This window comes from Acidovorax sp. 93, from assembly GCF_003633835.1.
GTDB lineage: Bacteria > Pseudomonadota > Gammaproteobacteria > Burkholderiales > Burkholderiaceae_C > Acidovorax > Acidovorax facilis.
On sequence record NZ_RBIT01000001.1, the window covers coordinates 4,645,686 to 4,670,954 of the forward strand.

Genomic DNA, 25,269 nt, shown 5'->3' on the forward strand with positions numbered 1-25,269 from the left:
CTGATTGCCAGGGGCTTGGCTTCCGTTTTGCGCATTTCTTGGTTCCCTCGGCCGGTGCTATTCTCCGGCCATGAAACTCCTCCTGAAATGGCTTCTCAGCGCTGCATCGCTGCTGTTTGTGGCCTATGTCTACAGCGGTGTGGAAGTGCAGAGCTTCACCTCCGCGCTGATCGCGGCCTTTGTCATTGGCCTGTTCAACGTGGTGTTGCGGCCCGTGCTGGTGGTGCTGACGCTGCCGGTCACCATCGTCACCGTCGGCCTTTTTCTCTTCGTCATCAACGCGCTCATGTTCTGGGCCGCCGCCAGCGTACTGGACGGGTTCCACGTCAATGGCTTCGGCGCGGCGCTGCTCGGGTCGCTGATCTATTCGCTGCTGGGTGTGCTGATTGAATCAGCGCTCGGCGGCCTGTTCGCGAAGAAGTGACTCTACCGCGCGCAGCCGGGTGTCGATGATGGACGCCTCAATGTGGTCCACCTGCGGTCCACCCCGCCGTGCCAGATCCTGGCCCGCCTTGAAGCGGTCTACCGCAGCCGCATAGTCATAGCGCGCGGCGTGGGCCTCTGCCTCGGCGCGCACTGCGCGCAGTGCCAGGCCTTGAGCCTGCCAGGTGGACGCCAAAAGCTGCCACGCCGTCGCATCCCGGGGGTGCGTGGCCACCCAGGTTTGCAGGGCGCTGGTTCCTTCACCAGCGCGCCCGGCGCGCAGCAAGGCCTGTGTGCGCAAAACCAGTTCAGGGCGCCGGTTGCTGCTGCTGCTGCTGCCGCTGCTGGTGTTGTTCGCATCGGCAGCCAGTGCGTTGACAGCGGCCGCAGCGTCACCAGCGGCCAGTTCGATCTCGGCGGCGAGCAGCTTTGCAAGCCGGTGGGCAGCGGCATCATTGCGCACCAGGTCCTCCAGCTTCTTTGCGGCAGCGCGTGCACCTGCAGCGTCTCGAAGCTGGTTGCTGCCCAGCGCAGCCGCGTACAGCACGCCCACGCGCCGGGAGGCGGGCAGGGCTGCAAAACCGGAACCTTGCGGCTCGGCAATCCACTGGCGCAAGGTGTCCACGCCGGGGTTGGCCAATACCCGGGCACGCGCTGCAACCATGGCGTGTTCCAGGGTCGATGGCACTGTGGCCGCTGCGGCGGCCTCTCCGGGCGGAAGGCGCGAATGCATGTCTGCCATGCGCTCGGTGGTCAGCGGGTGGCTGCGCAGATATGGCCACGAACCGTTGTCGTTGAGCCGGTTGGCCTGCTGGAGCTTGTCAAACATGCTGACAAAGCCCTGCGGCGCGAACCCGGCAGGAGCCATCAGGCCGTAGCCAATGCGGTCCGCCTCGCGCTCCATGTCGCGCGAAAAGTTCAGCTGGTTCTGCATGGCCAGCGCCTGCCCCCCCACCACCAGCGCCTGCGTGGCGCCCGGATTCTTGCTGGCCGCCAGCGCGCCCAGAATCATCGCCCCCAGCAGCAGGGGCGTCTGCTTGCTTTGCTGGGTGATGAGGCGCGAGATGTGGCGCTGGGTGACGTGGCTGAGCTCGTGGGCCAGCACCGAGGCCAGCTCGTCGCGGGTGGTAACGACCCCGATCAGGCCAAGGTGTACGCCCAGATAGCCGCCCGGCAACGCAAACGCGTTCACCGTGCGGTCGCGCCCCAGCAGGATCTCCCACGCGAAGCGCTCATCCAGCTCCGGCGAGAGCTCCCCGCGCGCCTTGGCTGCAGCCATCAAAGGGCGCCAGATACCCTGCACATAGTCGGCAATGACAGGGTCGTCGATGTAGTCGGGGTCTCTGTAGAGTTCGCGGATGATGCGGTCACCCAGGCGGCGCTCGGCGCTGGTGGTGAGGTCGCTGGGGTCGCCGAGGGTGGGCAAGGCCGTCTGGGCACTCGCCACTGGTGCGTACAAAATGCTATTTGCTATAAAAATTATAGCTATTAGCGCTTTCTGAACAGGCGCTACAAGCCATTTTTGTTGAAATTTTTGCACGAAGGTCCTTTGTCCACCCTCAGGGCCATGCACATGCGTTGCCCTGTACGGCTAACGCCTTATGATGCCTTCGCCCCAAAAACGTTTCGCTCCATTGTCCATGTCCACCCCCGCCTCACCCCTCACCCACTTCGATGCCCAAGGCCAAGCCCACATGGTGGACGTTGGCGCCAAGGCCGCCACCCACCGCGTGGCCGTCGCCACCGGCCGCATCGAGATGCAGCCGGAAACCTTGGCCTTGATCGAATCTGGGACTGCCAAAAAAGGCGACGTGCTGGGAATTGCACGCATTGCAGGAATCATGGCGGCCAAAAGGACGAGTGATTTGATTCCGTTGTGTCATCCATTGGCGCTGACGCGGGTGGCTATCGAATTCGAGTCCTCTGCTGTCGGTGAGCATGGCACCACAGGCATCTCATGCATTGCGACGGTGGAAACCGTTGGTCCGACGGGTGTGGAAATGGAAGCCCTCACCGCCGTGCAGGTGGCCCTACTGACAATTTATGACATGTGCAAGGCTCTTGATAGAGGCATGGTCATCTCTGCTGTGCGGGTAAAGGAAAAGCGCGGAGGCAAGTCGGGGTATTTTGTTGCGTCTACCCACGCAGGTTCTTGACGATCAACAGATTGCAAAGTTGGTAGATAGATAGAGATAGGGCGCTTGTCGTCCAAAGCGCCTTGACGTACTACAGGCGGGCGCTATTTTTGCTTGCTACTACCCGTTCAAAGAGTCACAGGGAGCAATTCCAATTGAAAAAGTCATCACCCGACAGCCTGCGAACAGGTCTGTTTGCCATTTTTGTCCTGTCCGGCTTTGCGGGGTTGATTTACCAATCAATCTGGTCCCACTACCTGGGCTTGTTTCTCGGGCATGCGGCCTACGCACAGGCACTGGTGCTAGCAATTTTTATGGGGGGCATGGCCATCGGTGCGGCCTGGATAGCAAGGGCTGGGCAACGCTGGCGCAATTTGATTCGAGGCTACGCCATCATCGAGGCAGTGATCGGGGTTTTAGGCCTGCTTTTCCATACGCTCTTTACTAGCGTTGCGGCCTTCAGCTACGACACCCTTATTCCTGCGTTGGGAGAGCCGTGGACTGTCAACCTTGCGCGCTGGTTGATCGCTGCAGCGCTGATCCTTCCGCAAACCGTTCTGCTGGGCATGACCTTTCCGCTCATGAGTGGAGGTTTGATTCGCCGTTTCTCCGGCAGCGACGGACATACCCTCGGCGGCCTGTACTTCACCAACAGCATTGGCGCGGCTATCGGTGCATTGGTTGCAGTATTTGTATTGCTGCCCTCCATTGGGTTGCCGGGAGCCATGACGGTAGCCGGTGTGATGAATTTTGTAGTGGCGGGCTTGGCGTGGTGGTTGGCACGTGAGCCGGAGCCGGAAATATCTAGCCGCAGCACTTTGGGCGACAACGATACCCAGAAACTCGCAAAGAATCCTCTGTTGCGGGTAGTGCTGTTCAGCACCGCGCTTTCAGGGGCTGCATCTTTCGCCTACGAGATCATCTGGATCCGCATGTTGAGCATGGCGGTCGGCAGCACGATGCACGCCTTCGAACTCATGCTTGCATCGTTCATTGCAGGGATCGCGTTCGGGGGGCTGTGGGTGCGTAAACGCGCAGACACAACGGACTCTCCGCTGCGGCTGGCAGGATGGATGCAGGTGTTCATGGGGGTGGCCGCCTTGGCTTCCCTCGCGGTATATGCCAACACCTTTGCCTGGGTCGGCTGGTTGATGCAAGCATTGGCAAAGACAGACGCTGGCTACAGCGTGTTTAATCTCGGCACCGCCACTATAGCGATCGCAATCATGTTGCCGGCAGCGTTCTTCGCAGGCACCACATTGCCCCTGTTCACCGTCGCATTGCTGCGCAGCGGCCAAGGCGAGCGTTCCATCGGCCGTGTCTACGCTTGGAACACTTTGGGTTCAATTGTGGGCGTCTTTGCCGCAATCCATCTATTGATTCCTAACTTGGGGCTGAAGCTGTCGCTGTGCATTGCTGCGCTCGTCGATATGGGGATCGGCTTGGTTCTGCTGCGCATGCATGCAAGCAACCAAAGGGACATGCTCCGGTTTGGCATAGGCGCCGCTCTCGTCGCCGTAGCGCTGATCGTGGCGGTGCGGATTCCGTTCGACCCGATGACCGTAGCCTCCGGAGTATTCCGTCATGGTCGTACTAGCTTGCATACGGGGGCTGAGGTTGTTTACTACCGGGACGGGAAAACGACCAGCGTGGCGGCAATATCGTCGCCCGACGGGACTATTCAAATCGCCACTAATGGCAAAACAGACGCGTCCATACAGATGCGGGATGATTTACCGGCCACTCCAGATGAGCCAACGATGGTGCTTGCAGGCGCACTGCCGCTAGCCATGCATTCGGCCCCAAACCGGGTTGGGGTGATTGGCTTTGGTTCTGGGCTGACCACGCATGCGCTTCTCGCTGACAAAAGAGTTCAATCCGTAGACACAATCGAGATTGAAAAGGCAATGATCGAGGGCGCTCGCGCCTTCGGCCCGAGAGTTCACCGCGCGTACGAGGACCCGCGCTCGCGCATAGTCATTGACGACGCCAAATCCTACTTTTCTGGACAACGCAGCAAGTACGACATCATCATCTCGGAACCATCCAACCCCTGGATCAGCGGGGTGGGAGCTCTGTTCTCGAAAGAGTTCTACGAATTTGTTCCGCGACACCTCAACGAGGGAGGCCTGTTCGTCCAGTGGGTTCAGCTTTATGAGATTGACGATGCATTGGTGAGCTCTATTCTCAAAGGACTTACCCCAGCGTTCAGCGACTACGCAGCTTGGCTCACAAATTCATATGATCTTCTTATCGTGGCGACGCCGAAAGGGCAGCTTCCCAAGCTCAACCCTTCGACCGTGATGTCACAGGATGCTGTGCGCATTGATCTAGAACGTCTGGGCATATCCCGACCTGAGCACATTCAGTTCAGACAGATTGCGGATGCACGTGTGCTGAGGGCTATCAGCAAAACATATCCACAACAGCGGATCAACTCCGACTTTCACCCTGTTTTAGGCTTGGAAGCTCCTAGGGCTCGCTTTAAAGCCGTTACTGCCCAAACTCTACTGACCCTTCCGACGACTAACAGACCGCTAATGGAGGCCCTTCAGTTCGGTATGCCATTGGCCGCAAAAGTGCCCACGCCTGCCATCCAGCACTTCGCGGCAGACAAGCTGACGCTGCAAGCGCGGATGCTGGTAGCAGAGGTGAAGGGTGATTTGGCAAGCTATTCACCATCTGTCATTATGCTGTTAGCTCCCTTTAAGGATTGCAAAGGCGACTGGACTGAGGCACAAACTCGTCAGGCAGGAGCTGGCATTGCTGAGGTTGCACGACAGACAATCAAGTTCCTTCCCGCAGATGCGCTACAAGGCGTTTGGATCAAGCCACGCTGGTTTCAAAACTGCACATCTTTGCCGCGTGACTTGACACGTGCATTGGCGCTTATGGATGCTCATGCATCGCGCAGTTATGAACGCATGGCTTCCTTAGGTGAGGACTGGATTCATCACCGTCCTGAAAACCCGTACATGGCGCATTTCTTCGACGGCTATGCGTGGTCTGGTTTGCTATTGGAAAAAATTTCTAAAGCTCAGTGGAGCGAACTCCCCGTTATTTTGGAACAGATGGATAAGGTGGAGACCATCCATCCGGAGTTTGGTTTTCTGAGAAAAATTGCTCACGGCTTGGCTCAAGAGAACACTCACAAATAACGGTGTTCTCTCAGCTCACAATGCGAATGGAGCGCCATAGCCAATCTGAATGGCCTCATTGGGCATTACCAGTGAGGCTGTTTCTGTCGAGGCCAGTGATGGTGCTAGCAACGAACATGAGTTTTTGCCGCACAATTAAGTATTTATCGTGAATTAACTTCTGCACTAAGCCCAATGTAAAGCGGAAATTCTGCAAACTTCAGAACAGTCGATCGCCAAAATAACCTTGGTATGCATTTGCATACACAACAGGCTTAAAAACTAATGTTGTGAGCGCCTATAGCCCATGTTGTGTAAGAGTTTTTGAAGCATGTCCTGATCAAAAACCATCAATTGGCAAATATCCTGCAATTTCGAGAGTTGATTCAACCAAAACGACTGACCAGACCTGGTCGCGAAATACAACAGGGATGTAATAGAGCGCATCGATTCGTTCCTTATGCTCTTTGAGAAAATCGCTCACCAATTTTTTTTCACTCTCACCACGAGCATCCAATTCTGCAAGGCTACGCATCCTCTGCCGCAATTGCTGCTTGCTTGCTTCGTCAAAGTGCTTCCAGTAGTCTGGCCTCAGCGACACATCTTTTCCAGCTAACGCCAACTCAAAAGACGCCGCACGCTCCTTCGCAGACTGTGGGTCACGAACCCCAATTTTTTTAATACCTCGTCGGGGTAGTTGTTGAAAGTCAGATTCTGCTTTAACAAGATCATTGGGATCCACATCAGCGGCGGTCACAACTACAAATCGATCAACTTCATAAACCAAGTACACTGGTCTAGCAACGAAGGCGGAATACAGTCCGTACGACATTGCGCCAATCTGCAATATGATAATTAGGGCCATATCCAATGCCAAAGCGAGCTTGGTCTTTCTGACATCAAACAAAAGCAAAGTCAGCAGTGGACCCAGTACTAAATCCACCATAAAAATAATTTCTATGAGTCGCTTTCCACCTGCCAAGCTCCAATATGGATAGGGGAACCACTCAAAGAATAGAACAAAAGCCGCAGCCGAAAGAACAACCAGCGAGCATAAAAAATGAACACCAGCAGCCTTGCAACGAATCACCCAAAGCGAATTCAACCTAACACTCATAGCGATTTATCACAAAAACCCAGAAACAATTCACCGACATTCACTTGGTGCATAGCGAGTGGGCAGAGTCCCCAAGCTCAATGCTGGCAGCAACCGAGCGCTGGCAACTGCATTGGTCGTTGAAGCGCATCCCCAATCCAAATTGCCAGTCTGCGAGCCTGAGAGCGCTGGCGCGAGTTGGACGGGGGCGCCGCCTACCTGAATATAGGGCGCATACACCAAGCTTGAGTTCGGCGGTATCGCGCCAATTGCAGTGGAGTTGAATACGATAGTGACCTGGCCGGTCACACTATTGATTTGAACCCGGCTCACATATTTGGACACCGCACCATTCCCGCCCGCTTGCGCATTGAACGTGGTCGCAGATGCGGCCAAGTCGGCCTGGGTGACTGCCGCCGTTGCCACTACATTGCGCGCATCCTCCCCCAATGCCAACCCTTCTACGACTCTGGTTCGTACCACATAGTCTTGATATGCGGGAAGTGCAAGTGCCGCAAGCAGTCCAACCACCGCCACGACGATCATCAACTCGATTAAGGTGAACCCAGCGCTGCGATTCACCTCACAAGTGCAAATCAACTTCATAAATCCTCCTTTAAACATCGTCTCGATCCCAGAGATATGCATAAAGAAAAGGGGCCCGAAGGCCCCTTGCTCAACATCGGTATGCCAATGCGGAGATTAACGGCACTCGCTAGGGGCGTACTTCGCAGGCAGAGTACCCTTGGTCAGGGCAGGAAGACCGCGACCAGCCGACACGGCGTTTGCATCAGATGAACAGCCCCAATCCATGGAACCAGTATCTGTGCCCTTGAGCGCAGCCGCCAGTTGAGGCGTCGTGGCACCAAGGCGGATGTAGGGGGTGTACACCAGTGTGGAGTTCGCAGGAATTGCACCGATGTTGGCATTGTTGAAGGTGATGGTGGTTTCACCAGTACCGCCATCAATATTGACCTTCGTCACATACTTGGTGGTCGCGCCAACGCCACCGGCCTGAGCGTTGTATGCCAACGCCAAAGCAGCCAGTTCCGCAGCGGTTTGGGCATCCGTCTCAACCAATTTTTTAGCGCCACCACCAACGTTAATTCCTTCAACCACGCGTGCTCGCACGGTGTAGTCTTGGTAGGCAGGCAAGGCCACCGCTGCCAAGATACCAATAATCGCTACCACGATCATCAGTTCGATCAGGGTGAAACCCTTTTGCATGAAACGCTTCATATAAACTCCTCGGAGGTCGATTGCAAACGAACAACCTGCAGAAGGATTCTCCAGGTCTGTGCTGATGCAGCATTTATCGTGCCAGCCCTTGGGGGCCTTCTGCAACAGCGCTGCTGGCGAACAAGCATACGAGGGATGGGGGTGAGCCTGATAGAGGTTCACACCTGTAGGCTCGGTTGACATTTTTGTCCGCGCAAGAGTGTCACCAAGTGCTTCTTTTGTATGCGTTTCATGCGGATCTCGCGGCCCTTCGGAAGCATGTAACAAGATTAGGAGTTCTCCGTGTTGGGTAATATCCGGAAAATTCGATTTTCGTTTGACGCAAAGCATTTTGGCGCCAGAGGCCATGATGTGAAATCCGGATCTGCGCACTGTGCGCATGTCACGATCAGTGCTATATCGCAAACTCCTGACCGGCCCGCAGCCAGCCAATATCGACGGATGCCTTGCTATCGGAGCCAGTACTCAAAAGATTGGTTGCCAGCAGACTGCGAATTTCCCGCAAGATGACTTCTGTTTCCGCTGGTTTGGTATGGGTTATGTACACCTGACAGTCTTGCTGCTCGCAAGACTGTAGTTCCATTAGCAGGGTGTGTGGCGACAGGTGCAGACTTCGGCGGGCCAGGGCGCTTTCACGGTTACCGAATGCGGTTTCGATGACTAACATGACCACCGGCAACTGGTTCACGCGCTGCCAGAAGGCGGGGTTGCGTTCAGTGTCTCCACTAAAAGCCCACCAGCCCGAGCTTCCTTGGATTGCGTAGCCCACCGCAGGCACCGTATGGACGGCGGGCAGTGCTTCGACCAAAACTCCGGCGGCGGTGCGCTGTTCGCCGGTTTCCAATTGGCAAAAGCGAACAAAAGGTTTGTCTGCTGAGGGGATAGACCCGAAGTCTGGCCAAACGACGTTATTGAAAATGTGCGTGCGAAGGGCGTCAATGGTGGCGGGCAGGGCGTGAATCTCCACTGGTGAGTTGCGCAAGGAAGAGACCGCATCCAACATCAGCGGCAGCGCAGCAATATGGTCCAGGTGCGAATGGGTAAGAAACACATGGTCGATCTTTCGCATTTCGTCCAGGGTCAGGTCGCCCACGCCTGTACCCGCATCGACCAGAATGTTATCGTCGATGAGGAAGGACGTAGTCCGGCAATCTTTAGCGATGGCTCCGGAGCAGCCCAGCACACGAACCTTCATGGGCCAACCTGTCTATTTGGTGTCGAAATTGGTGGCGCCGTCCCATCCGGGATCGACGGTCTGCCCCTGGATGGTTTGTACTCGGGCGGCATACAGTTCGTAGAGGGTGGAGGGCGCGGTAGTTTGCTGTAAGTTCACCAGCAGTTTGCCGCATTGTGCCCAGTCCTGGGCGCGATAGGCTTCCAGGAAGTGTTTCCATATGGACAATTCCTCCACTTTGCGCGGCATTCCGGTCTGCAGCGGGGCAACTGGCGAATAGATAGCCACAGCCTGGGCTTTGCCCTTGACGCGCACAAGGTCCAGCTCTTGCCAGATGAAATCCGGTGCCTGGGCATGGGTGGATTCACTCACCACGGTACGCACGCCATAGTACTTGGACAGGCCTTCCAGGCGAGACCCCAAGTTCACCGCGTCGCCGATGACCGTGTAGCTGCGGCGGATGTCCGAACCCATGTCGCCCACGCACATGGCGCCGGTGTTAAGCCCTATGCCAATACCGATTTCCGGAAGCCCGCGCTCCCGGTGCAACAGGTTGATCTGCTCAACCGCACGCTCCATGTCCAACGCTGCCTGCACTGCGAGTTGCGCGTGTTCTGCGGTTGGCACCGGCGCTCCCCAAAACGCCATGACGCAGTCCCCCATGTACTTGTCGATGGTGCCCCTGTGGCTGCGAATGATGTGGGTCAGCTGACTGAACACGTCATTGAGCAGAGCTTGCAGCTGCAGGGGCTCCATCTGCTCTGACATGGCGGTGAACCCCCGCATGTCGCAGAACATGACGGTCAGTTCGCGGCTGGTGGCCTGCATGCTGTAGTTTTCGGGCTGCTTGACCATCTCGTCCACCAACTCGGGTGGCACGTAAGTGCCAAACAGCGCAGCCAGTTCCCGCTTGGATCGGCTTTCCACAAAGTAGCCGTAGACCATGTTGAGTGCAAATGCCAGTACCGCCATCACGATTACCGTCGCCAGTGGCATTGCCAAGCCTTGGGCGAGATAAAGCCATAGGTTGAGGCCTGCCAGCGTTGCAACCACCCCCACGCTGAGAAGCACTGCCGAGGTGGCTGACAGCGCGGGCAGGGCGACGGCCAGCAAAACACCTGCGCAGAGCAGTTGTGCAGCGTCAAAGCCCACCGCGTAGTCGGGTCGCACGATGCTTTTGCCGTCGAGAAAGGCGGACAGCATATTGGCGTGGGTTTCCACGCCGGGATAGGTGCGGCCTACGGGGGTCACACGCAGGTCGAGCAGGCCGGGGGTTGTCGAGCCCACCAGAACCAATTGGCCTTGCAGGTTGTTGGCTGGCAGTTTGCCCTCCAGAACGTCTGACGCGGACACGTAGCGGAATGACCCGCCATTTACATCACCCGGGCCGCGGAAGGGGATCAAGGTTGCAAGCCGTGTGTCCACCGGTAGCGCGAAATCGCGGCCATCCTGGCGTAGCACGATGCTCTGGAGTATGTCGTGCTTCCCTTCTGGATTGGCATGGGCGTAGTGGGGATGGATTTCCGGCTGGTCGAGCAGGGTACGGTACATCGCCAAGGCCAAGGATTCGTAGTACTTTCCCTGATGCTCCGCCAGCAACGGTAGGGATCGGACGACGCCATCGTCATCGGTGATGGAGTTGAAGAAGCCCGCAGCGGGCACGGCGTGCGCCAGCTCTTCAATATTGCTGCCGTAACCTCCCCAGGTGGTTGCCTGCAACGGTAGGCCGCGAAGTCGTTCTGCGGGCAAGGCGGGTGCTGGCAAAACACCTTTTGTTCTCCCGTCCCGGTCACTGGTGAAGTAATAGCCTAGAACCGCAGGTCGGCCTTGCAGAGCGTGGGCAAAGAGTGCGTCGTAGTCAAGAGTGGGAGCCAGGCGCGCCAGTTGTTCCTTGAAGCCTGTCTGCGCCCGCAAAGGCCCTTTGGCCAACCGCTCCAGGTTTGCGAGGCCTGAGCTTCCGTCTGCTTCGGCGAAGAGGACGTCAAACCCCACCAGCGCGACCTGTTGCCGTTCAAACAGCTCTTGCGTCAAAGCAGCAAGCTTGTCCCGTCCCCAAGGCCAATGCCCCACCCTATCAAGGCTTTTTTCGTCAATATCCACGATGACGATACGCTCATCCAGCGTACGCGGCATGGTCGCACGCAGCCGGGTGTCGTAGATGATGTTTTCGAGCCGCTCCAGCACCTGGAGATGAAGGGCGCCTGAAATGTGCAGCAGTGCAAACGCTAACGGAATCAGGGTGACTGCCGTGCGGCGAGCGTGCCGTCGGAACAGATGCAAAAGTCTGGATTGCATGGGTTCCGGCGACAAGGTCGGCAGATGAATTGCCAGATGGGGCGCGAGGCCCGGGTGCGGCCGTCAGCTTTGTTCGAATTGCATTTCCGTACCTGCCAACTCCAGCCGATCACCGTGTTTGAGAGGTACAGGAGATGTGCCGATGGAAGCGCCATTGAGCAGAGGCATGTCGGGACCCTCGACATGGGCCAGCACGAAGCCCTGATGCCGCTTGGTAATGGAGGCCACGGCAACGCCAGGTTTGCCGATGGTGGTAACCACCTTTTGCAGCGACACTTCCCGCCCCGCAGCGGCACCAGACATCACACGGATGACCCCGGAGATGGGCGGGGCAGTGGCAGCACCCAGCGGGGCAGGCCGGGAGGCCGTGCCCAACGGAGGCACCATTCCCGGTTTGAAGATCATGGTCTTCTCGAAGTTTTGCCCTTCAGCCTCGTGCAGGAAACGGATCTTGTACTTGCCCACCTCAACGGTATCGCCATTGCGCAGTTCTTGGCGCTTGACAGCCTTGGCGTTGACGTAGGTGCCGTTGGTGCTCCCCAGGTCTTCAATTTCCACATCCTGGCCTGCCATGTGAATGACGGCATGTTCGCCGCTCACGGCTAGGTTATCGATCACGATGTCGTTGTAAGGGCGGCGGCCGAGCGTAGTGCGCTCTTTGGTCAGTTGCACTTCCTTGATGACAACCCCGTCGATTGAAACGATCATTCTGGGCATGATCCACTCCTGATGTGATGAGTAATTGTTGTTGTCGGCGCCACTTACGCGGCCCCTAGCAATCGGGACATAAGGCCGCGTTTCTTGCCCCCCGCAGCCGCTTGCACCAGCAGTACGCTGACGTTATCACGCCCACCGTTCGCATTGGCAGTGTCGATGAGCAATGTGGCTTTTTCCTCCAAAGGCAGTGGTGTTCGCACCAGCTCCGCCAAGTCTGAGTCAGCGACCATGTCCGTGAGGCCGTCTGAACACATTAGGAACAAGTCATTGGGGGCCACCTGAAACTCGTTGACTTCCATCATGACATTGGGCTCTACGCCCAGCGCACGGGTAACGAGATTGCGATTGGACGACAGCGCGGCCTGCTGCGCTGTAAGCAGGCCGGCATCCACCTGTTCCTGGAGCCAGGAGTGGTCACGTGTGATCTGTTGCAGGGTGCCATCGCGCAGGCGATAGCAGCGGGAGTCGCCAATATGCCCGAGGATGAGGCGGCTGCCGTGGAAAACCCCGACCACCAGGGTGGTGCCCATTCCCGCATATTGGGGGTTGGAAAGCGAGGCACCCAGAATGGCATGGTTGGCGTTCTCGACGCAGATCTCCAGGGCTCGCCGCACGTCGGTCGATTGGGGGGTGCTGCCGGCTTGCCCCAACCAGCGGGCCATCTCGGTGCGGATGAAGGTGGTGGCCATGCCGCTTGCCACTTCACCAGCGTTGTATCCGCCCATGCCATCAGCGAGGATGGCGACCTGAGCATCCCGGTCGACCGCCACCGCATCTTCGTTGTTGGTGCGCACGCGGCCTTTGTCGGTGCGTGCGAAAAATTCGTAGGTCATGGATGTTGGGGCGAGCGTCATCGGGCGCCTGAAATCGGCGGGAACGCCGCGCCCCGCCCAGCGGGTTGCTCCATCACGGTACTCTGAAAATCCGCCATTTCATGCCCTGTTGCATCGCGGTCCGCATCATAGACGACTGCTCCCGGCTCCGGCGATCCCGCCTGTCCGGCTGCCACGCCCGCCAGCCGCAGGTCGGCGGCAAATTGCCGGCCCGTCTGGTACCGGGCCTCCGGGCGTTTCTGAAGGGCCTGGGCCACCACGCGCGCCACAGCGGGGGAAAGCTCGGGACGCAGCTGCCGAATGTCGGGCGCCTCCGTGTTGGCGATTTTGTGCATCAGCTCCGTCATCGACTCCCCGCGCAGCGGCAGCGAGCCCGTCATCAGCTGAAACAACGTGACACCCAATGAGTAGAGGTCTGACCGGCCATCTACCTTCTTGCCTGCGAGTTGTTCCGGTGACATGAAACTCGGGGTTCCCAGAACCAGTCCTGTGCGTGTCTTGCTGGAATCCGTGATGCGTGCAATGCCAAAATCCGTCACCTTCACGGCATCCGTGGCGGCGTCGAACATGATGTTGGCAGGCTTGATGTCGCGGTGCACCACGTTGTGTGCGTGGGCGTAGTCCAGCGCCTCGGCAACGCGTGCTCCGATGGAAAGCACCGTGGCCACCGGTAGAAGATGCCCAGCATGGCAGGCCCGCGCCAGGTCTGCGCCCTTGAGGAACTCCATGGCGATGTAGGCCAGATCGTGTTCCTCGCCAGCATCAAAGATCGTCACGATGCAGGGGTGCTGCAGGCGCCCCGCTGTTTCTGCCTCGCGAAAGAACCGGGCTCTGGCGTCGATGAGTGCGTCGCCCTCGAACTCTTCGCCGAGCGCGAGGGTCTTGATGGCAACCACGCGTCCAATCTTTGGGTCTCTTCCCAGGTAGACCACGCCCATTGCCCCTTTGCCAATCTCCCTGTCTATCTGATAGCGGCCCAGCATCGGTATGCCGGTTGCGGCATCACCTGGCAGGCGCGGCGCTGGGGTGGGGGGAATCGATGCGGGTGTGCTGGACGGGGCGCCAGTTTCCTTCTGCAAGTGCGCCCGCACACGCTTGTACCGTGCATGGGCATCCTTGTATCCCTTGTTGTGCTGCAGGATGTGTTTGTAGACGGACTTGGCCTTGGCAAAGTTGCGCTTGCGCTCAAAGTCCTGAGCCAGGTGGTACAGGTTGTCCATCAGGGCATCGCTGGGCGGCACTCGGCGCAAGCGCTCGAAGGCCATGTCCAATTGGCCCTGCCCTTGCAGCGCAAGCCCCATCATGCGATCGGTTTCGGCGGTTTCCGCTGATGGGGGCGTACCTCTTGCGCTGAGCTTGCCCAGCACGGCAAAGGCTGTGATGCCTCCCAACAAAGCCAGCACGCCGGGCGCCAAAGGAATCCAGAACCCTGCGTAACGCAGCAGGCCCCACTCAGTGGCGACGAGCAGGAGCAGGAGCCCTGCGCCCAGCACTCCCCCGGATGGACGAGAGAGTCTCGGAAGGGCCAGCGCAACAAAGAGCAATGCTCCCAGTGCGCTGCCCCAGGACACCGTCCATACCCACTCAGGTCGTTGCACCCCGAGGCCCAGCCGTATGGCCGACAGCGTTTGCGCCAGCATCTCCACGGGATACATCGTGCGCGCGCCGGACTGGACCCACGGGGTGACCAGCGCGTTGCTTGTCTCACCCACCAGTACCACTTTGTCCTTGAAGTCCTGCGGCGGAATCTTGCCGCTGGATACCTGGGCAAAAGACACCACAGGGAATGCGGAGGCACCGTCCGGCGCTGCGTGAAATCGCGGATGCATCACCGCCGAACCGTCGGTCACAACGTGCAGCCCACCCATGCGAATGCCCTGAGGCTCCGTCTGAACCCGCAGTTCGTTTTGGCCCAGGTGCAGACTGTGCCTCGCCGCGAGCAAGGCCAAGGAGGGCACGCCGACGTCGTCGTACCGCAGCAGAAGGGGAATGCCGCGAAGGTGACCATCTTCGTCCAGGGCGACCGAAAGATGACCAACGCCTGCCGCCACCGAACCGATCCCAGCGACCGGGTTTTGCGCCGATGTGGCGGGGATCGCAAAGCTCGCAGGGTTCGGCAAAACGCTGCGGTGCGCATAGGCGGGCAGCGGCGTGCGGGCACCGCCCGCCAGGGTGTAGCGCGAAGCCAGGAATACGTTGCCGGCCCGTTGGATGCTGGCGGCCAGGCGCGCGTCAGAATCCAGAGCCTTCTCCGCCTCGTCTACGGTGCGGCTCAACTCCGTCGCCAGCGGGGATGTGTCCCCCGCCCGCGCCATCGTGTCCCGCATTTTGCGAAGGTAGGCAAGGCCACGGTCGGACTGGGGTTCGGCAAAAGACGGGGTCAGGACAATGGTCTTGGCGCCAGCCGCCGAAAGCTGGTCGATCAACTTGGCGTAGACATCCCGTGACCAGGGGCCGTTGCCCAAGCTTTCAAGGCTGGCATCGTCGATGCCAATGATGGCAATTTCAGGCAACGGGGCTGGCGTGTGGATGCTGGTCGCAGCGTCATACACGCGGTACTCCAGCCACTGGAACACACCCGTGGCTGCGCACAGTGCAACCAGCACCGCCGCAGCCAATGCGCCCCGCAAACCATCGGTACGCCACATGCCAAGCCACCGCCCCGAGGTTGTTCGTCCCACTTGCTGATATTCCACTCTCTGTATTGAGAGCTGTTCAAAGCAATATTTAAGCCGGGGCTGCCGGGGGCTTGGTGTGACCCCGAACCGCATGCGATGGGTGGTTCATCGAGGATTCGATGGCGGTTCTTGTCGGGGCAGGCAGGATGCGTGAATCGGGTGTGCCATTTTTGTCACCCTAACGCGACGAGCCACCCAGGCACACTTTGGTCTTCCCATGCAAAAAAGCGCCCGGAACGTTGGTTCTGGGCGCTTTTTTTGGAATTCGCCTTCCTCTGCGAGCCCTCAAGCCCGAGGTGTCCGCGGTGACGCGGACGGGCGCAGCGAGATTTACTTCAGCTGGGCCTTGAGCAGCTTGCCCAGTTCCGAAGGATTGCGGGTGATGATGAAGCCCGACTCTTCCATGATGGCCAGCTTGGCGTCGGCCGTGTCGGCACCGCCAGAGATCAGCGCGCCAGCGTGGCCCATGCGCTTGCCGGGAGGGGCCGTCACGCCAGCGATGAAGCCCACGATAGGCTTCTTCATGTTGGCCTTGCACCACTGGGCGGCTTCGGCTTCGTCAGGACCGCCGATTTCGCCAATCATGATCACGGCGTCGGTGTCTGGATCGTCGTTGAAAGCCTTCATCACGTCGATGTGCTTGAGGCCGTTGATGGGGTCGCCACCAATGCCCACAGCGCTCGATTGACCCAGACCGACTTCGGTCAGCATGGCCACGGCTTCGTACGTCAGCGTGCCCGAGCGGGACACCACGCCGATACGGCCCTTGCGGTGGATGTGACCGGGCATGATGCCGATCTTGATTTCGTCTGGCGTGATCAGGCCAGGGCAGTTGGGGCCCAGCAGCAGCGTCTTCTTGCCGCCTGCGGCTTCCTTGGCCTTCATCTTGTTGCGCACCATCAGCATGTCCTTGACCGGAATGCCTTCGGTAATGCAGATGGCCATGTCCAGGTCGGCTTCCACGGCTTCCCAGATCGCATCCGCTGCGCCTGCTGGAGGCACGTAGATCACCGACACGGTGGCGCCGGTCTGCTGGGCGGCTTCCTTGACGGAGGCGTAGATCGGGATGTTGAAGATCGACTCGCCCGCCTTCTTGGGGTTCACGCCCGCCACGAAGCAGTTCTTGCCGTTCGCGTATTCCTGGCACTTTTCGGTGTGGAACTGGCCAGTCTTGCCCGTGATGCCCTGGGTGATGACCTTGGTGTCTTTGTTGATGTAGATCGACATGTGTGTTCTCCGGGCTTACTTGACGGCAGCAACGATCTTGGTCGCAGCTTCGGCCATGGTGTCTGCAGCGATGATGGGCAGGCCGGACTCGGCCAGCATCTTCTTGCCCAGCTCTTCGTTCGTGCCCTTCATGCGCACGACCAGCGGCACGTTCAGGTTCACGGCCTTGCAGGCGGTGATCACGCCGGTGGCGATGGTGTCGCACTTCATGATGCCGCCGAAGATGTTGACCAGAATGCCTTCGACCTTGGGGTTCTTGAGCATGATCTTGAAGGCTTCGGTCACCTTCTCGGGGGTGGCACCGCCGCCCACGTCCAGGAAGTTGGCGGGCTCGCCGCCGAACAGCTTGATGGTGTCCATGGTGGCCATGGCCAGGCCCGCGCCGTTCACCAGGCAGCCGATGTTGCCGTCCAGGCTGATGTAGGCCAGGTCGAACTTGGAGGCTTCGACTTCGGCTGGATCTTCTTCGTCCAGATCGCGGAAGGCCACGATTTCGGGGTGACGGAACAGCGCGTTGGCGTCAAAGTTGAACTTCGCGTCCAGGGCCATCAGGTTGCCCTTGGAGTCGCAGTTCAGGGGGTTGATTTCCACCAGCGACGCGTCGGTGTCCATGTAGCATTTGTAGATCTTGGCGAAGATGTCCACGGCCTGATCGATCGATGCACCGGTCAGGCCGATGGCTGCTGCCACCTTGCGGCTCTGCGCTTCGGTGATTCCGGTCAGCGGGTCGATCATCTCGGTGATGATCTTCTCAGGGGTGGAGTGGGCCACTTCCTCGATGTCCATGCCGCCTTCGCTCGAAGCGATCAGGGCGACCTTTTGCGTGGCGCGGTCGGTGACCAGCGACACATACAGTTCGTTCTTGATGTCGGCGCCGTCTTCGATGTACAGGCGGCGAACCTTCTGGCCCTCAGCGCCCGTCTGGTGCGTGACCAGCTGCATGCCCAGGATTTCGCTGGCGCGTGCCTTCACGTCGTCAATGGTCTTGGCAACCTTCACGCCGCCGCCCTTGCCACGGCCACCGGCGTGGATCTGGGCCTTGACCACCCACACGGGGCCGCCGAGCTTCTGGGCTGCTTCAACGGCTTCTTGCACCGTGAATGCGGGAATGCCACGCGGAACGGGCACACCAAAATTGCGCAAGATTTCCTTGCCTTGGTATTCGTGAATCTTCATGAGGTCTCTCTCAGGGAAGGGTGGTAGTTACCCGTTTACCATGAACAGATGTCTGGCCGCGGGCTTGGGACATGGCAACCCGCGACTGTATCATGTTGCAACGCACCATCCTTGTGCCTAACTTACACCCTGGGCTGGGCTGGTAGCCTTCCCATTCCCCCTTTTTCTCTTTTCTATTCCGGCAGCCGCTGCCGCCTTTTTGCAGGAGCACCTCCATGTCCAAAGTCTTTATCGATGGCGAAGCCGGTACCACGGGCCTGCAGATCCGCGAGCGCCTGCAGGCCATGCCGCAGATCGAGCTGGTCAGCATTGCGCCCGAGTTGCGCAAAGACCCGGCCGCCAAACGCGACCTGATCGCGGGGGTCGACCTGGTGGTGCTGTGCCTGCACGACGATGCGGCGCGCGACACCGTGGCCATGGTGGACGAGATCGAGCGCAGCTCGGGCCGCAAGGTCAAGGTGATCGACGCCAGCACGGCCCACCGCACGGCCGATGGCTGGGTGTACGGGTTTCCAGAACTCGCTGCATCGCAGGCGCAGGCGGTGCGCGACGCCACCCGTGTCTCCAACCCCGGCTGCTACGCCACGGGCGCGATTGCCATGCTGCGCCCGCTGGTGGACGCCGGCCTGATCCCTGCGGACTACCCTTTGAGCTTGCCTTCGGTGTCGGGCTATTCCGGCGGCGGCCGCACCATGATCGAAGCGTACGAGGCAGGCACTGCAGCGCCGTATGAGGCCTACGCCCTGGGCCTGACGCACAAGCACATTCCCGAGATCCTGCGCTACACCGGCCTCACACGCCGCCCGGTGTTCATCCCCGCCGTGGGCAACTTCCGCCAGGGCATGTTGGTGCAGTTGCCGCTGCACCTGGACCTGCTGCCCGGAGCCCCCAAGGCCAGCGACCTGCACGACGCGCTGGCCGGTCACTACAGCCGCACCAACACGCCCGAGCAGTGGGTCAGCGTACTGCCGCCCACCGATGATTTGAAGCTCGCCGCCGACACGCTGACCGACACCAACAGGCTGGAGCTGCGCGTGTTTGCCAACGAGCAATACCGGCAGGCCGTGGTCATCGCGCGCCTGGACAACCTGGGCAAAGGTGCCAGCGGCGCCGCAGTGCAGAACCTGCAGCTGATGCTCGGTCTCTGAACCGCTACGGGTTTCCCCACCCTCCTGTCTGCCCGGCAGGTTTTCGACGCGCCAGACCTGGCGCGTTTTTTCTATGGGCGTCCCCGGCGGAATCGTTTAAGCTGATTCCAGACCGCTGACCACGCCAGGCCCACTGGCGCACGCCGTATGTTTGGGGGGGCTGATGGGTTTTCCACTGTCTTATGACATCGTGGCGCCGCAGATGCGGTCGCTGCAGAAGCTCGAAGCTGCGTTGCAGCGCCTGGATCTTCGCTGGGAGGTCATCGACACCACTGCACGCATCGTGTGCCCGGGCGAGGCGGCGGGTTTCCTGCATACACTGGACCAGACGCGTACCGCGTTCGCCACGCTGGCCCAGGAGATGGTGGAGCACATTGCCACCACCCACCTGAGCAACCGCATGGGCGACCTGGCGTCCCGCGCCCAGGTGGCCATCGATATTCTGGTGCGCAACCTTTTCGAGCGCACGGCCGATGTCGGCTTCATCGCCACCGATGGACCGCTGGTGGCTTTTGTGGAGGCTGCGGCAGTCCAAGGCGACCCCGATGCCGCCACGCTGCTGCGCCAGCGGTTGCAAGAGTACCGCGCCAAATACACCGTCTATGACGACATCCTGCTGCTGGATGCCTGTGCCCATCCGTTGCTGGGCCTGCAAGACCGGCAGGTGACCGAGGCCTTGGTTGTGCAGGAGCCATCGTGGTGGCGGGGTGCGATGGACAGGCCCGGTTATGGCGAGCACTACGGTGCCTCGGGCTGGTATCCCGGCGAAGGCGATCTGCTGCTGTATGTGCACCGCGTTGTATCGGCGCAGGGGCGCGCCTGCGGGGCCGTGGTGCTGCGCTTTGGACTCCATTCCGAGCTGGAGTCGATCTTTGCCGACCTGCGCGACCCCGAGGACCGCGTGGCGCTGCTGCTCGTGGATGGCAGTGACCGTGTCATTGCGTCCAGCAAGCCCGCTGAATTCTCGGTGGGCGAGGTCCTGGCCACTGGCTCTCTGCAGTCGCTTGACGCCCGCCCTTGCACCCACCGGGGCCACGACTACCTGGCGCAGGCGCGCACCACCCGGGGCTACCAGGGCTACCAAGGCCTGCCCTGGCGGGCGGTGGCGCTGGTGCGGCTGGATGCGGCGTTCAAGGGCGAGCAAGGTATGCAGGAGTCTGCAGGGGGCGGTGGCGCGCCGGCGACGGCTGAAGCGGCGCGCATGGAGGTGGATGATCCCATGCTGCGCGCCATTGTGGAACGCGCCCGCGCCATCGAAGAAGGGCTTACCCGCGTGATCTGGAATGGCAAGGTGGCCGAATCGGCGGTGAGCGCAGGCTCGTCGATCCATGCCGTGTTTGACCAGATCGGGCGTACGGGCAAGGACACCATTGCCGTCTTCGACGGTGCCATCCAGGAACTGCGCGGACTGCTACTGGCAGGGCGCCGCGCCGAGATGAAGGCCCATGCCGGCCTGGCGGTCCGCATCATGGACCGCAATCTCTACGAACGTGCCAACGACTGCCGCTGGTGGGCGCTGTCCGAAGAACTGGCCCATGCGCTGGGTGACATCCAGGCGCGGGGCGTGCCCGGGCAATCAGCCGCTGCAGCACAGCGCGCGGCACAGATCCTCGCGCACCTCAACAGCCTCTACACGGTGTACCGGCGCGTGGCGCTGTTTGACCGCCAGGGGCTCGTGGTGGCCGTGTCCTGCGATGCCAACACGCTGCCCGCCGACCTGCAACTGGATGCCGACCTGGTCCGGCGCACCCTGGCCTTGCAAGGTTCGCAGGCCTATGCCGTGTCGCCCATGCAGCCCCAGGCGCTGGCCGATGGCTTGCCCGCCTATGTGTACTGCGCCGCGCTGCGCGCTGCGCCGGGCGGCCCGGTGGTGGGCGGCATCGCGCTGGCCTTCAACTGCGCCACCGAGCTGAAGGCCATGCTGCGCGACGCACTGCCGCAGGGCCAGGGCATGCGCGGCTTCTTCACCGATGCGCAGGGGCGCGTGCTAGCCAGCGCAGACGAGGATGGCATGGATGCCGCTCAGGGCGGTGCGCAACCTGTATTGCCTTTTGTGGCGGATATTGCACGGGCCGCAGTGCCACCAGCGGCTGCAGGGCGGCAGCCCGGGCAAGGCGCACGAACGTCCTCTGCGGCGACTGCGTCTGTCCTGCCCGCCACCGCGCAGCGCGTGCACTGGCAAGGGCGGGACTATCTGGCGGGTGTGGCGGTCAGCACCGGATACCGGGAATTCAAGCGCGACGATGGATACCGAGAACCCGTGTACTCCGTATTGCTGATGCCCGTGCAGCCCGCCGTGGCCAGCGGCGGTGCCCTGGCCTTGCCGCAGTCATCTGTGCAGGGGGCGGGCGGCAATGTACGCCGCTATGGTGTGGTGGCCTGTGGCGCCCTGCTGCTGGCCATTGACAGCATGCACGTGCAGCAGGCCATGTCGGCCGCGCGCCTGGTGCAGGTGCCGGGCCCGGCGCAGCTGGCCGGCATGCTGGAGATTGCCCACGAAGGCGGCACCCGCATGGCGCCCGCCTATGACGCCTGCCGCATTGCGGGCCTGTCTGCATTGGCCGACCCTCGGCGGGCCGTGGCGGTCGTGGTCAAGAGCCAGGGCCGCCCGGTGGTGCTGTTGGTGGAGCGTCTGGTGGGCGTGGTGTCGCAGGACAGCGTGCACCCAGTGCCCGGCAGCGTGTCTGCGCATGCCCCATGGATCACGGGCATCCTGAGCGACCGAGGCTCGGGCCAGGCCATCGTGTATGTGGTGGACCCCAATGGCCTGGATGCCCGGTGGGTACCCTTGCCACCCGAGGTGCTTGCGGCACCCTCAGCCAGCAGTACCTCTGCAGAGTTGACAACACAGCGCTGACCGGGCCTGGCCTGGCCTAGCTTGCGGACGCTGCCAGGTTGGGTCAGGTGGCGCAAGGGTTCTCGTCATTCGTGTCGCCGTCCGTATCGCCACCAATGGCTTTCTGGATGGCATGCATCGTGAAGCCGCGTGCCATCAGGAAGCGGACCTGGCGCGAGCGTTCTTTCATGTCCAGCGGCACCTGGCCAAACTTGCGCTGCCATACCTCCCGGGCACGCTGCACCTCGGTGGTCAGCAGCGGGGCCGTGGCCTCGCGCACCAGCTCATCGGCCACTCCCCGGTTGCGCAGTTCCCGAACGAGGCGGGCTGCACCCAGGCGGGGGCCACGGCGGTGCACCAGGGATTGGGCCGCGCGCTGGTCGCTCAGCCAGTCCTGCTCCACCAGCAGGTCCAGCAGGGCGGCCAGCTCCTCGGGGCTCTCTGCATGGGGCGCCAGCTTGGCGGCCAGCTCGCTGCGGGAATGCTCCCGCTGGCTTAGCAGGCGCAGGGCCCGGCCCTTGAGCGAGAGCGTGGTGAACCCCATGAATCTATTTGCTTCAAATTTGATAGCTGCTAGCGCTTGCCAATCAAGCGCTAGCAGCCAATTTTGCTTGAAACTTCGGAGTTCACTCGTCCGCAGTGGCGGCAGGGGCCTGCAGTGCGCCAGGCAGCAGCGCAATGCCCAGGCCTTCGCGCACCTTGTTCTCGATCTCGCGGGCGAGGTCGGGGTTCTCGCGCAGGAACTCACGCGCGTTGTCGCGGCCCTGGCCGATTTTTTCGCCGTTGTAGGCGTACCAGGCACCGCTCTTTTCCACGATCTTGGCGGTCACGCCCATGTCGATGATTTCGCCCTCGCGGCTGATGCCTTCGCCGAACAGGATGTCGAACTCTGCTGTCTTGAAGGGTGGGCTCACCTTGTTCTTGACCACCTTGACCTTGGTTTCGTTGCCGATGGCTTCGTCGCCCTTCTTGATGGTGCCGGTGCGGCGGATATCCAGGCGCACGGAGGCATAGAACTTGAGCGCGTTACCGCCGGTGGTGGTTTCGGGCGAGCCGAACATCACGCCGATCTTCATGCGGATCTGGTTGATGAAGATGACCATGCAATTGGTCTTCTTGATCGTGGCGGTCAGCTTGCGCAGCGCCTGGCTCATCAGGCGGGCCTGCAGGCCGGGCAGCGCGTCGCCCATCTCGCCTTCGATTTCGGCCTTGGGCGTGAGCGCGGCGACCGAGTCCACCACGATCAGGTCCACGGCGCCGGAGCGCACCAGGCTGTCCACAATTTCCAGCGCCTGCTCGCCGGTGTCGGGCTGGCTGATCAGCAAGTCGGACAGTTGCACCCCCAGTTTCTGGGCGTACTGCACATCCAGCGCGTGTTCGGCATCCACAAACGCGCAGGTACCGCCCAGCTTCTGCATCTCGGCAATAACCTGCAGCGTGAGCGTGGTCTTGCCCGACGATTCCGGGCCATAGATCTCGACCACACGGCCACGGGGCAGGCCGCCCACGCCCAGCGCGATATCGAGGCCCAGCGAGCCGGTGGAGACAACCTGGATGTCCTCGATCACCTCACCTTCACCCAGGCGCATGATCGTGCCCTTGCCAAACTGCTTCTCGATCTGGGCGAGCGCAGCGGCCAGGGCCTTGGCCTTTTCGGTGTTCACGGGCAATGCGGGGTTGGTGCCTTTGACTGCGACGTCCATGAGAAACTCCTTGAAAAACAACAGGTTGGATGCTTGCATCGCTCTGCGGTTAATCACAGGCTGGATGCTTGAACAGTAGTTTATGCGAGCCGTTGTAAGGTCTTCAAGGATAATTTAGTCAGTTTGCCTGACAATTCGGTGATGCCTGATTCGCCCCTTCCATCCCCTGCCGAAGACGGCTGGCGCCAGACCCACCTGGGTCGCCTGTTCGGCCACGCCATGCGGCGTTTTGACGCGCGCGTGCTGCAGCTCATGGCGCGCAATGTGGAGGTGCCGCTGGCGCTGTCCAACCTGGCGGCGCGCGACCAGGTGACGGCCGCGCATGTGCACATCACACGGCATCTGGCCTTGCAGGGCGACCGACTGACCGACCTGGCCCTGCGCGCGGGCATGACCAAGCAGGCCATGGCCAACCTGGTGGACCAGTGCGAGGCCTGGGGCCTGGTCACGCGCGAGGCCGACCCGCTGGACGCGCGCGCCCGCCGCGTGTGTTTTACGTCCACGGGGTTGGCCTGGCTGCAGGCGTTTCGCGATGCTGTGGCGCAGGCGGAGGCCGAGTTCCGGGCCGAAGTGGGCCATGACGTGGCCACTGTGGTGGCGATTGGGCTGGAAGCCTATGCGGGCGGCGATGGGGCGGGCATGTTGATGCGCTGAACCCGGCTAGTCGGCTGTACCCGTTGCGGTTGCTGTTGCCGTTGACACCTGGGCCTGCGCCGCTTCCACCAGCTGGTCAGCGTCAATGCCCATGGCACGCAGCGTGCGTGCCGCCACGCCGTGCGGCATGGTGGCCACGGCTGCCACCACGTGGGCGCCCAGAAGGGGGCCGCCCTGGCTCTTGCGGGAGCGCGCCAGCGTCTGCATGACCTCCTGGCCCGATGGCTGTGCCCGGTAGAGGCCTGGGGCCGGTGGCGCGAGGGCTGGCGCCTGCGGCAGGGTTGCATCCAGCCCCACGCTGCGTAGCGCATCGCGGTACTGCTGCTCGATCGCATCCCGCACGGCGGCGGGTGCGACGCCCACGCTCTCCAGCGCACGCCGGGCCGACCCGTCGGGAAGGTCGATGGCGGCCAGCAAAAAATGCTCTGCCCCCGGTGCGGCTTGGCCGCTTGCGCGGGCATGTGCCTCGGCGCCGGTGCACAGGCGGCTCAGGGTGCGCATGCTCTGGAAGCGGTGCTGCAATTGGCGAAACATGGTGATAACTCCTTCTCAAGAACGGGGGCGCTGTGGGGCCTGGGGCATGTGGGGTGACAGGCGCTTGTGCGCTGCCTGCTTGCTCACGCCCAGGGCCTGGGCAATCTGTGCCCACGACCACCCTTGCTCCAGCGCCGCAGCCACGGCGGCGGCTTCCAGCCGGTCGGCCATCAGCCGCAAGGCGACTACGGCAGCCAGCGCGGCCTCGGGGTTGTCGGGTGAGGGGAGTGCGGGTGGCGCTTGCATTCGTCAACTATAGTTGAC

21 protein-coding genes are annotated in these 25,269 nt (G+C 61.0%); 6 read left to right on the plus strand and 15 right to left on the minus strand.

The window, feature by feature from the left end; genetic code table 11:
- Window positions 1-70 precede the first annotated feature (70 nt).
- On the plus strand, window positions 71-424 hold the full coding sequence (locus C8C93_RS21135) for a phage holin family protein (protein ID WP_055394559.1): 354 nt from the start codon (window positions 71-73) through the stop codon (window positions 422-424).
- On the opposite strand, the gene C8C93_RS21140 is transcribed toward C8C93_RS21135, so the two are convergent.
- On the minus strand, window positions 392-1,963 hold the full coding sequence (locus tag C8C93_RS21140) for a M48 family metalloprotease (RefSeq protein WP_121508190.1): 1,572 nt from the start codon (window positions 1,961-1,963) through the stop codon (window positions 392-394). The genes C8C93_RS21135 and C8C93_RS21140 overlap by 33 nt on opposite strands.
- Window positions 1,964-2,063: 100 nt before the next feature.
- Between C8C93_RS21140 and moaC the strand changes: the two genes are divergently transcribed.
- Both moaC and C8C93_RS21150 read left to right on the plus strand, forming a co-directional pair.
- On the plus strand, window positions 2,064-2,579 hold the full coding sequence (gene moaC / locus C8C93_RS21145; protein ID WP_121508920.1) for a cyclic pyranopterin monophosphate synthase MoaC: 516 nt from the start codon (window positions 2,064-2,066) through the stop codon (window positions 2,577-2,579).
- A gap of 134 nt (window positions 2,580-2,713) precedes the next feature.
- Complete coding sequence (locus tag C8C93_RS21150; protein WP_121508191.1) at window positions 2,714-5,716, plus strand: fused MFS/spermidine synthase; 3,003 nt, start codon at window positions 2,714-2,716, stop codon at window positions 5,714-5,716.
- Window positions 5,717-6,035: 319 nt separating this feature from the next.
- Here C8C93_RS21150 and tfpZ read toward each other — a convergent pair whose 3' ends face one another.
- The 10 genes from tfpZ to sucC all read right to left on the minus strand — a co-directional run bounded on the left by tfpZ (window position 6,036) and on the right by sucC (window position 18,130).
- Window positions 6,036-6,800, minus strand: coding sequence for a TfpX/TfpZ family type IV pilin accessory protein (tfpZ, locus tag C8C93_RS21155; protein ID WP_147433793.1), 765 nt, complete (start codon window positions 6,798-6,800; stop codon window positions 6,036-6,038).
- Window positions 6,801-6,842: 42 nt separating this feature from the next.
- Window positions 6,843-7,415: a pilin gene (locus C8C93_RS21160; protein ID WP_305000495.1), complete on the minus strand. Its 573-nt coding sequence runs from the start codon at window positions 7,413-7,415 to the stop codon at window positions 6,843-6,845.
- A 78-nt stretch (window positions 7,416-7,493) separates the two neighbouring features.
- On the minus strand, window positions 7,494-8,378 hold the full coding sequence (locus C8C93_RS25615; protein WP_305000496.1) for a pilin: 885 nt from the start codon (window positions 8,376-8,378) through the stop codon (window positions 7,494-7,496).
- 46 nt (window positions 8,379-8,424) lie between these two features.
- The gene (locus C8C93_RS21170; protein WP_121508194.1) at window positions 8,425-9,225 is read right to left on the minus strand and encodes a 3',5'-cyclic-nucleotide phosphodiesterase; all 801 of its coding nucleotides are present in this window, start codon (window positions 9,223-9,225) and stop codon (window positions 8,425-8,427) included.
- Between the two features lie 12 nt (window positions 9,226-9,237).
- Window positions 9,238-11,499 carry a CHASE2 domain-containing protein gene (locus C8C93_RS21175; RefSeq protein ID WP_121508195.1) on the minus strand — a complete coding sequence of 754 codons (2,262 nt, stop codon included), beginning with the start codon at window positions 11,497-11,499 and terminating at the stop codon, window positions 9,238-9,240.
- Between the two features lie 63 nt (window positions 11,500-11,562).
- The gene (locus C8C93_RS21180) at window positions 11,563-12,216 is read right to left on the minus strand and encodes an FHA domain-containing protein (protein ID WP_121421579.1); all 654 of its coding nucleotides are present in this window, start codon (window positions 12,214-12,216) and stop codon (window positions 11,563-11,565) included.
- A 44-nt stretch (window positions 12,217-12,260) separates the two neighbouring features.
- Window positions 12,261-13,049, minus strand: coding sequence for a Stp1/IreP family PP2C-type Ser/Thr phosphatase (locus tag C8C93_RS21185; protein WP_121421578.1), 789 nt, complete (start codon window positions 13,047-13,049; stop codon window positions 12,261-12,263).
- A gap of 17 nt (window positions 13,050-13,066) precedes the next feature.
- Window positions 13,067-15,697 carry a CHASE2 domain-containing serine/threonine-protein kinase gene (locus C8C93_RS21190; RefSeq protein ID WP_121508196.1) on the minus strand — a complete coding sequence of 877 codons (2,631 nt, stop codon included), beginning with the start codon at window positions 15,695-15,697 and terminating at the stop codon, window positions 13,067-13,069.
- 360 nt (window positions 15,698-16,057) lie between these two features.
- A complete protein-coding gene (sucD, locus tag C8C93_RS21195; protein WP_056056609.1) occupies window positions 16,058-16,954 on the minus strand; it encodes a succinate--CoA ligase subunit alpha in 897 nt (298 codons plus the stop codon).
- Window positions 16,955-16,969: 15 nt separating this feature from the next.
- On the minus strand, window positions 16,970-18,130 hold the full coding sequence (gene sucC / locus C8C93_RS21200; RefSeq protein WP_121508197.1) for an ADP-forming succinate--CoA ligase subunit beta: 1,161 nt from the start codon (window positions 18,128-18,130) through the stop codon (window positions 16,970-16,972).
- A gap of 215 nt (window positions 18,131-18,345) precedes the next feature.
- On the opposite strand from sucC, the gene argC reads away from it, so the two are divergent.
- Entirely contained in the window at window positions 18,346-19,278 is a 933-nt protein-coding gene (argC, locus tag C8C93_RS21205) for an N-acetyl-gamma-glutamyl-phosphate reductase (protein WP_055394578.1), read from the plus strand.
- A 163-nt stretch (window positions 19,279-19,441) separates the two neighbouring features.
- Window positions 19,442-22,135, plus strand: coding sequence for a chemotaxis protein CheW (locus C8C93_RS21210; protein ID WP_121508198.1), 2,694 nt, complete (start codon window positions 19,442-19,444; stop codon window positions 22,133-22,135).
- A gap of 43 nt (window positions 22,136-22,178) precedes the next feature.
- Here the strand turns inward: C8C93_RS21210 and recX are convergent, their stop codons facing one another.
- Together recX and recA are read right to left on the minus strand one after the other, a co-directional pair.
- Window positions 22,179-22,658: a recombination regulator RecX gene (recX, locus tag C8C93_RS21215; RefSeq protein WP_121508199.1), complete on the minus strand. Its 480-nt coding sequence runs from the start codon at window positions 22,656-22,658 to the stop codon at window positions 22,179-22,181.
- An 82-nt stretch (window positions 22,659-22,740) separates the two neighbouring features.
- Window positions 22,741-23,817, minus strand: a complete 1,077-nt coding sequence (gene recA, locus C8C93_RS21220) for a recombinase RecA (RefSeq protein ID WP_121422935.1) — start codon at window positions 23,815-23,817, stop codon at window positions 22,741-22,743.
- 141 nt (window positions 23,818-23,958) lie between these two features.
- On the opposite strand from recA, the gene C8C93_RS21225 reads away from it, so the two are divergent.
- Entirely contained in the window at window positions 23,959-24,471 is a 513-nt protein-coding gene (locus C8C93_RS21225) for a MarR family winged helix-turn-helix transcriptional regulator (RefSeq protein WP_121421572.1), read from the plus strand.
- Window positions 24,472-24,477: 6 nt separating this feature from the next.
- Here C8C93_RS21225 and C8C93_RS21230 read toward each other — a convergent pair whose 3' ends face one another.
- Both C8C93_RS21230 and C8C93_RS21235 read right to left on the minus strand, forming a co-directional pair.
- Window positions 24,478-25,005 carry a Clp protease N-terminal domain-containing protein gene (locus C8C93_RS21230; protein WP_121508200.1) on the minus strand — a complete coding sequence of 176 codons (528 nt, stop codon included), beginning with the start codon at window positions 25,003-25,005 and terminating at the stop codon, window positions 24,478-24,480.
- A gap of 15 nt (window positions 25,006-25,020) precedes the next feature.
- A complete protein-coding gene (locus tag C8C93_RS21235; protein ID WP_121421570.1) occupies window positions 25,021-25,251 on the minus strand; it encodes a helix-turn-helix domain-containing protein in 231 nt (76 codons plus the stop codon).
- Window positions 25,252-25,269 lie beyond the last annotated feature (18 nt).